Consider the following 8,675-nt stretch of genomic DNA (forward strand, 5'->3'; position numbering starts at 1 on the left):
CTGTATCTTAAATCTGATAGCCGAAGAAAGCGGGGAAGACGATGGTCGCTCCTATGAGGAACAGACAGGCTCCCACCAGCATCATGATGTTCTTCTTCACTCCCTCTTCGCCCGTGTTCATCTTTATATATATCTGCAAGGCACTGACGATGACCACGATGCCCGCCACTGCATAGCACATATAAACGATATAGAGCATCATCGTCACGGCATAATCATGGGCACTCGCAAGTGCGTCCGCTCCCCAGCTGTAGTCCACGTTACCACACTTAGCACTGGCCAGAGCTGGGGTTAAAGCGGCATATAATGATAGAAATGCACTTCTTGTTTTTGACATCATATCTCATTATTGAGTGATTCCACCTTGACCATGTCACGGCCATTATGACGGAGACCGCGGGCTATGATGGTGTTTATCAATTCTTCCGAATACATGGGGTCGGAATAGGTGGTATTCACTTCCTCCATCTTCTTCTCGATTGCGCTATGTATCTTTTCAAGCACATGAGGTTTGCTCTCTTCCGCAGTGACAGCTGCCTCCTCTGTAGGCTCTGTAAGCTGCTTCTCTTCGTAGGCTGTCTCATACTGGTTGTCGCCTACGCTGAAGCCGCCGTCGCTCTCGCTGACCGCTATCGACTCTTCTTCATTGGTCATGTCACTGACATCAAACGACTCGCCCTGTGACTTCTCGTCCTTGGGCTTTCCGTACAGATCCTGCACGATGATGACCGTATAGTAGATGACATAGATTACGGTCACGACAATGGCGAATATTACAAATGACTTCATTTTTCAAGTTTGATTTTACTATGATTTGGCTTATTGCCAGTGCAAAGGAACTACCTTTTCTTCAATCTTAAACCGAAATGCCTTTCCGCAGAGCCAAATCTTAACTCTAATTTTGATTACACTCGCAATCATACTCAAAAATCAAACTCGAAGGGCACAAAAAAAGCCCTTCCGATAGGGAAGAGCCTGTAAAGAGGGTGGATGAGAAAATGTGGATGGCTATATGGACAGATACTTGCCGTGGGAGAAGTCCTGATGCTCGTTGGAGAAGACATAGCCCAACTGGTTGGACAGGCATTGGGTGTTGCCTATCCTGGCATTGATGTTGGTGTGCGAGTGTCCGTATATCCAATAGTCAATGCCGCTGTCGGCGATATAGTCCTCCAACTCTACGGTGAACGCCCCGTTTGCCTTGCTGCCTTGAAACTTGGGGTGGAGCATACGGAACGACGGCACATGATGGGTGACGACAATCTTATGGACTGCTTGCGAATGTGCCACAGCGTCCTTGATGAACGTGAGGCAACGCTCATGCTCGGCATTGAATTGGGCATGGGTCATCAGCTCACCTTTATATAATATACGGCGGAAGTCACTTATCACTTGCTCGGTGAAGTAAGCGTCTTCCAAAGGAATCCTCGACCAAAGGGTGGAGAGAACGATGTCGGTGTCGCCAATCCTCGCAATACCGTTGTAATGGCTGAACACGTTGGGACGTATCTCCAAAAGATAGCCGTCGGGCAGTGTCGCCACATCATAATATTTGTAGAACTCATGGTTGCCCATGCAGCAATGCACCTCCTTGTAGTTCTCCGATGCCCAGTCCCAAAAAGGATGCTTGGAGTAGTTATCATCACCGAGATAGCCGATGTCACCGGCAAGCAGCAGTATGTCGCCCGTCACCTCCAAGGGGTGGGCTTTAAGATACCGCCAGTTGTCGGCAAACTCCAGATGCAGGTCGGATGCGTATTGTATCTTCATATTGGTCATGCTTCTATAAACAATTCATCCAGTTGGTCCAACAGTCCAGTCACAAATGCCTCGTCTTGACCGAGCGACTTTGATAATGGTTCTGCGAGAGTTGTCCAGTCTTCTCTGATGGAGGCGACAAACTCCCTTATACATGCCACTATGGAAGCAGGTGCCTCAATGTTGTCCTCGGTCATTATGACCACATTCTTCAGAACGTCAGAACGGTGCTTCTTGATGTCTTTGGTGTTCACATGCTTGCCGTCCCGCTTGTCTGCCATGAGATTGAGGTAGGCTCTTGCCTTCAGCGCTATCAAGGCAGCTGAATTGGCATGGCGTATGCCGTCAGTCAGTTGGCTGTGCGCGATAGTGAAGTGATAGTAGTCATCGTCCATGATGATGGCACTGAGACTCGACACATCTTCATCGGTCGGGATAGGTTCAATGACAAATCCCTTGGGTTCTCCAAGCACATCGGGGTGGCGTGACAGCAGTTCTATCATCTCGGGATAGCCGTCTTGGCCATCAAGGAAGCGGTACATTTCATATCTTGGTGGTTCACCAGCCTCCTGTTTTCTCTTTTCAGGTCGATAGCCTGCCTCACGTACAAACTGCCAGAAGCGGTTGGCGAATGCCTCGGTCATGTTCTCTACGATGACTATCATATCGATGTCGTGTGTGGCGCGTGGGCGCACCACGGTATTGGTCATGGTGATGTCACAGGCTGCACCGCCTATCACTACATAGTTGTCTGAGTATTCCGCAAAAGCCTCGCGGAACTTATCTAATCCGTCCATTTCTGTTCACTGATTATTCGTTCTACTTCTTTTTCCACTCTCGGATCATTGTCCTCCCTCAACGTAAGGACAAGGGAAAGACGATCAACCCACTGGTTCTTGTCGCCAATCTTGCTGACGACTGGGTATTTCCATATTTCTATGATATAGTTGCCGTCATAGATGTTGGGATTCTCCATGACATCAGCCGACTTGACGGCACGGTATTCCTTGCTTGTCATCATCATCATCTGTTCCCTGTCGGGGTTAAGCATGGTATAATGCGCCAAGGCATTGATGCCGCATACGGGATATTCCGCATCCAAGCGTATGTCATCGCAATAGATAAGGTTCTCTACGGGTGACAGCAAGACATTCTGCGCCTTGTCCCAAAGTTCCTTGCCCTTCAGCTCAAAATGTACCACCTTGCTGCGCTGTCCGTTCTGAATCTTTTGACACAGTCCTACATCTTCAAGGCAGGTGACACCCAACGTGACGCTTTCATAGGAATATGGAAGCAAGGGTGCAATGTCTCTTGGCGACATGCCTTCAAGACTGCCGACCTGCAAGTGATAGAGCAACATGTATTGTGCCACAGGAGTCAGCACCTCGGCAATCTTCCTGTTGCTTGTCTTTTCCAATGCAATGATGCCAGGCAAGTGGGCATATTCCTCGGACATGACAAAGAAGACTCCCTTGTCCGCTAACCTGTGCCGCTCGTAGGTGGGTCCGGGCGCAAGGATGAATACTGCGGGCAGTCCCAAGGCTTCGGTCAACCGCTTGCCAGTGATGGCGCAAGCCCGTGGAGAGGGATTGACTTCTTTCTTAGGTTTAACGAATAGCAGGGACATGCCTTGATATGTGCCTTCATAGAAACTGTATGAGAGTTTCTCGCCGACAGTGATACCTTTCAAGTTTTCCTTGGCACGAGGTTCCACTTCAATGCGTCTGCCCAATATCCTTATTTCTTTTTTTAATCCCATTCTGCTACATTTTAACGATACATTAAAACGATGCAAAAATAAGGATAATAATTGAGAATCAGGCATGTTTTGGCGAAAAAGTGCAGATTTGATATGCGATTTCAATGCTTTGAAGCCATTTTTGCACCAAATGATGATGTTTTCGTCTTGATAATGTCATTCCGATGCCGTTCGTTTCTTCCTCATCAGATAGTCGTTGACATCCTTGTAATCGGCATACCTGAAGGACTCGTCCGTCACCCTGTACTCGAATACATTGCTGATGCTCTCAACCGTCTTGCGTCCTGCCTGGTCGTTGTCGAGGAAGCAATGGATATGGGTATAACGGTCAAGGTAATGCAATGCCTGTTTGAGGTTGGCGACTGAGTTCAGTATCATATAGTCGCAAGGGCTTTCAACGACAAACCATCTATCTTGCTGTTTGACGAGGGTCATATAAGCAAGGAAGTCCATGAAGCCCTCAAAGACCAGACAACCGCTTTGCCACTCGTTGAACGTATGAGCAAGCAGGGTGATATCCTTATGCCCGATGCAGCCCTTGAAATAGGGATTGCGCACCTCATGTCCTTCGCTCAGGTTGCCAAAGGCAATGCCATAGTAATGCTTCTGTTCAACCTTGTAGTGTATCTCCCTGCAATACATCTTGCCGATGGTGATGTCTATCCGTCGGCTACTGAAATAGGACAGCAGAGAATGGTTGCTCAGAGGGAGCAGCTTCACATCGTTCATCTTGGTTGTCGTGTATTCCTTAGCTGAGATGGCGGTCTCTATCGCCTTATCCACAGTGGTGATATTCTTGGATGCAAGGTAGGCAAGGGCATCGGAAACGGAGTGTTTGTTATACATGCGCTTTACCAACTCCACAAGGTCGCCACCCTCCTTAATGGCGTAGTCGTACCACAGGTTCTCCTTCTTGCTGACCTTGAACGATGCGGTCTTCTCGTCCCTGAAGGGTGACAGATACCAGTAGGCATTGCCCTTCTTCTTTTTCAGCGTTACATTCTCCTTGTCCAGGAAGTCTATAATGCTCAGTTTCTTCGATTGTTCAATATTCATTGTACTTTCATTTATTATCAGTAAAACACTCCATCCATTTAATTCCCTATAGGCACGGGCGTAAAGTAAACTAAAATCTGGAGTGATTTCCTGTCGTTTTTCACTTTGTCCATGGAAACAGTTTACTTTATCACTCTCCTATATAGGCACGGACGTAAAGTAAACTGTTTTCTGGAGTGTTTTTTATTCATCGTCACAGAATAAATCTGCCTCTGTAGGTGTGAGGTCATAGAAGAACATCTTATCTCTCTTAACCACCAATTTCAGTTCTGTTACCAAATATTGAAGCAGTTTTGCCATAACACTTCTGCCTCGTTTGTACCCAATTTCCTCGTAAGCAGGAATCATAGCAAGAACAACATTCTCATAACCTTTAATAGGTTGATTCTTGAAAACCTCAGAAAGGGCTTCACGGTGCTGTTCAATGGAGATGTCTTTGTAATTTATTCTTGCGTTCTTCTTGTTTTGGTGTTCCTCCCCTTTGTAACTTTCCACAACCTCTGGCAACCCTTCCTCATTGACGGTAAAGGCAAAGGGCTTGAATTCCTTCTCACGGATGTGCATCGCTTTCACCTCGCTGATATCGGGATTGGTGGTGCTCTTGGTGATGACAAGCACCGTCTCTGCCTTGTTGTTCATCTCCGTACCGATATGCCCGCGCACGTTGTTGTCGCCCTTGTTCTGATGTAATACGCAATGGATATGCAGGTCATACTTTGATGACCATTCCATCATCTTGTTGATGACCTCGACCGATTCTCCCGCATTGTTGATGTCAAGAAGTAAGTCCCTTATTCCGTCGATGATGACCAGTCCATAACTTTGGTCTTGGGCAAGCGCATAGTCTATGACCTCTATCCTGACGGAGGGCGTGTACTCCCTCAGGCATATAAAGTCAAGGTTCTCGTTGTCGATGCTTGTAGGCAGACCGGCGAGCTTCAGGATTCGCTCCAGCACGTTATGACAATGATATCGGCTCTGCTCGGTATCTACATACAGTATCTTGCGCTTTCCCTCTGGCAGACTGGCACGATAGTTAAGAACCTTACCGTTGGAGAGTGATGCAGCCACCAAGGCAGACACATTGAAAGTCTTTTTCGCCTTTGCCTTACCCGTAGAAGCACTGAAGTTGCCCAATGTGGCGATAGTGGAATTATCCACCCATATTATCTGCGGCGGTGTCTGATAGGTGTCAGTCGCCTTGATGAGTGACTCGCTGAGGATGCGCGATATGCGATCCTTGTCGTTCCCGTTCTGCTTGTCAAGCGTTGCCTTTGTTTTTTCTTCCATAGCGTTTCTGTCCGAAATAAGGTTTTACTTCATTCTTGTCTTCTCCCTCCTCGGTCTCCACTTTCGTTACCGCACCGATAGTGGGGATATTGTTTTGCAGGAGCCACTGGTCAAGTTCCTCCTTGTTGAAGTAGAGCATCTTGCCTCGCGGCTTATAGTGCGGTACCTCCTGGGCCGCCGTCAGCTTGTATAGAAGACTTTCCGATACACCCATATAGACACAGGCTTCACTGAAGGTCAGCACCTTCTTTGTCGTGTAGATGTTGTTTTCAAGCATTGATAGCCTTTCAAGCAAATCCTCCACGGGTTCCATCTTTTTCAAGATGTCCTCAACGGCACATACACGCTCGTTGATTCTTTCCATAAATGTTGTTCTGTTCTGCATGATGATATGCTTTTTATCGTTTGACATAGGAGGCGTCCCTCCGACAGCACCGTGCTTTCGGAGTGCAAAATTACATGCAAGAAATGGCGTTTGAATAAAAAGCAGAGTGATAGTTAGGCAGTCTCACCCTAACTATCACCCTTTTTACATTCTTATGTTGGATTACATGTCAGTTGTATGTCCTTTTTTCATCTGTTTGATGCCGTCCCGTATGCTGTGCTTTGCAACGCTTGATGAGATTCTCGCCTTGTACAATGCAGACGACAGATCCGATGCGGCAACGCGCTTGTTGTTCTTTGTCGATACAAGGAAACGTCCTTTCTCAATCACGGATTGCCAGTTGTAACAGACGAGGTTGTTGGTCAGCAGCTCGTCAAAGAATACTGCTACATTGCGCAGGTTTCTGACTTCTACTGTGAATCCGGCCTTGCAGTGGAGCAAATTATCCATGACCGCTCTTGCTTCTGTATCGTTTGATAACTTGAACATATAGTTGTCTTGTGCAATCTTTGCCAGACAATCCAACTGATGGTCTGTGAACTTTCCTCCGAACGACATAGAGGCAGCCGCATGGGATTGGTTTTTTGTACTTGTTGTCAGGTGATGATGGATAAGCTCGTGAAAGTCTTCATTCGTGAACGAATCCTTATAGAGATACCTGTCAAGCATATCCTTCTCCTGCGTGTACAGGTTACGCACGATACCCATATTCATACGATGGGCATTGTTGCAACAGGGCTGCTTACATCCGATGGAGTGGTGGCTGTCGCAGAACAAATCAATGAAACGGTCTTGTCTCATGCCGCCGTTCACTACTTTCTCCACGTAGAGTTTCTTCATTGAGGACAATAGCCCGAAAAGCTCGTCGTAGATGTCCTCATCGCAACACACATGCTTATGCATGCTGCTCATCTCCCCAAAAAGAGAGATGACCGCTTTGGTCTTGTTTCTTCATTTTTCTTTTTGTTGATTGTTTGTTGCACAAAAAACTCCGGCCACTTGCGCAACCAGAGTTGAGTTATACGAATTATGTGTTCTGTACAATACGGACACACTCATTTCAGTCAAAGAGTCCGTTTACAAGGTTTACCGCCTCGTCCTTCTTCCGGTTGACAATCTTTGCATACACCTGCGTCATGCGCACATCGGTATGTCCAAGCAGCTTGCTTGTCGTGTAGAGGTCAGCTCCCAATGTCAGCATCATGGTGGCAAAGGTATGCCTCGCCGTATGGAAGGTGAAGTGCTTGTTGATACCCGCAGCCTTGGCCCACGGTTTGATAAGCACATTTACTGCGGCAGCAGACGGAAGGTCAAACACATTGTCCTGGGGACTCTTGTTTCCTCGCTCTGGCATCCAACGTAATGCCTCTGGAGAGAGAGGCAGATAGATTGGTGCCTTGGTCTTCTGCATTACTACCTCCAGTCGTGTCTGTGCTCCATCCTGATATACGTTTTCCCATTTCAAGGCAGTGATGTCACTGATACGCAATCCGCAGAAGCAGGAGAACAGGTAGGCAGCCTTCACGGCTTCATTCTGCATAGGAGTTGCAATGAGCTGCCTTACCTCGTCCACTGTCATATACTCACGCTTGCTTTCCGGCTTTTTGATTTTATCAGCACTGCTTATTCTCGTATATGGATTAACTTTAATCAAGTCCTCGCGAACAGCAGCATTAAGTGCGCCGTTAAGTGCCCGATAGTAGTTGTGGGCAGTATTTGCCGCAAGATGATCCACATGTCTTGGATGGTAGTCTGTCCTAAGATAGTCTATGTAACCTTGGCAGAAAGTTCGGTCAACTTGGTCAAGAGTTGTCTTTTCGCCTACCCATTCCCTGATAATCTTCATTGCCACCAATATTTGCCGCCAATCTTTCTTTCCACGCTTCTTTTGGTTTTCCATATAGGTGTTCATCCAATCAAGCAAAAGCACCTTGGGTTCGTCTTTTGCCTGTTTGATGCCAGCCTCACCATTTGTCAGCTCAATGATCCTGTCGGCCTTGATTTTATTTGCAGCAACCAAGGTGGCTTGGTTCTGCCTGCGAGAGTTTTCATCCGTTTCGGGGACGATATACATCTTCAGATATTCATAGGAACGTTTGCCATCCCTGTAGATATCCAAGTACAAACTTTTGTTTCCGTTGCTTAGGTCTTTCATCCTAAGCCGGATTGGCTCCTTTGCCTTTGTCGTTTTCTTGTTCCTTGCCATGGCTATTCGATTTTATGTCCTAAACTGGGTGCAAAGGTACGAAAAATAATCGAAAACAAGAAACAAATAAGAAACAAAAATAATGAAAACAACAGAAATAATGTGATAAGTCAAGAAACAAGTGAAAAAATAGAAGTTTTTAGAAACACTTATATATCAGTGCTTTTATTTGCAGTTTATTGGAACTTGTTTTCATTACTGACCTTTAGTTTATGAATTTC

At 46.6% G+C, this 8,675-nt stretch carries 10 protein-coding genes; all 10 read right to left on the minus strand.

Translation table 11 applies throughout. The annotated features are described in order from the left end of the window. Nucleotides 1–7 precede the first annotated feature (7 nt). The 10 genes from IX315_RS07180 to IX315_RS07225 all read right to left on the minus strand — a co-directional run bounded on the left by IX315_RS07180 (nt 8) and on the right by IX315_RS07225 (nt 8,454). Nucleotides 8–340, minus strand: coding sequence for a DUF4134 domain-containing protein (locus IX315_RS07180; RefSeq protein WP_211837319.1), 333 nt, complete (start codon nt 338–340; stop codon nt 8–10). Next, nucleotides 337–789 (minus strand): hypothetical protein, encoded by a 453-nt coding sequence (locus tag IX315_RS07185; RefSeq protein WP_211837320.1) that lies wholly within the window; start codon nt 787–789, stop codon nt 337–339. Before IX315_RS07185 ends, IX315_RS07180 begins: the two co-directional genes overlap by 4 nt. A gap of 219 nt (nt 790–1,008) precedes the next feature. Next, nucleotides 1,009–1,779, minus strand: coding sequence for a metallophosphoesterase (locus IX315_RS07190; RefSeq protein WP_425325373.1), 771 nt, complete (start codon nt 1,777–1,779; stop codon nt 1,009–1,011). Continuing rightward, on the minus strand, nt 1,776–2,555 hold the full coding sequence (locus tag IX315_RS07195) for a hypothetical protein (RefSeq protein WP_211837322.1): 780 nt from the start codon (nt 2,553–2,555) through the stop codon (nt 1,776–1,778). The genes IX315_RS07190 and IX315_RS07195 overlap by 4 nt, the downstream gene beginning before the upstream one ends. Then, on the minus strand, nt 2,543–3,214 hold the full coding sequence (locus IX315_RS07200; RefSeq protein WP_244973118.1) for a helix-turn-helix domain-containing protein: 672 nt from the start codon (nt 3,212–3,214) through the stop codon (nt 2,543–2,545). Before IX315_RS07200 ends, IX315_RS07195 begins: the two co-directional genes overlap by 13 nt. Nucleotides 3,215–3,673: 459 nt before the next feature. Further along, a complete protein-coding gene (locus IX315_RS07205) occupies nt 3,674–4,573 on the minus strand; it encodes a toprim domain-containing protein (RefSeq protein ID WP_211837324.1) in 900 nt (299 codons plus the stop codon). 183 nt (nt 4,574–4,756) lie between these two features. Next, nucleotides 4,757–5,863, minus strand: a complete 1,107-nt coding sequence (locus IX315_RS07210) for an AAA family ATPase (protein ID WP_211837325.1) — start codon at nt 5,861–5,863, stop codon at nt 4,757–4,759. Next, the gene (locus IX315_RS07215) at nt 5,835–6,227 is read right to left on the minus strand and encodes a helix-turn-helix domain-containing protein (protein ID WP_211837326.1); all 393 of its coding nucleotides are present in this window, start codon (nt 6,225–6,227) and stop codon (nt 5,835–5,837) included. The genes IX315_RS07210 and IX315_RS07215 overlap by 29 nt, the downstream gene beginning before the upstream one ends. Before the next feature lie 183 nt (nt 6,228–6,410). Beyond that, nucleotides 6,411–7,160: a hypothetical protein gene (locus IX315_RS07220; protein ID WP_211837327.1), complete on the minus strand. Its 750-nt coding sequence runs from the start codon at nt 7,158–7,160 to the stop codon at nt 6,411–6,413. 148 nt (nt 7,161–7,308) lie between these two features. Further along, nucleotides 7,309–8,454, minus strand: coding sequence for a site-specific integrase (locus IX315_RS07225; RefSeq protein ID WP_211837328.1), 1,146 nt, complete (start codon nt 8,452–8,454; stop codon nt 7,309–7,311). Nucleotides 8,455–8,675 lie beyond the last annotated feature (221 nt).

This window comes from Porphyromonas levii (genome assembly GCF_018206105.1).
Taxonomy (GTDB): domain Bacteria; phylum Bacteroidota; class Bacteroidia; order Bacteroidales; family Porphyromonadaceae; genus Porphyromonas_A; species Porphyromonas_A levii.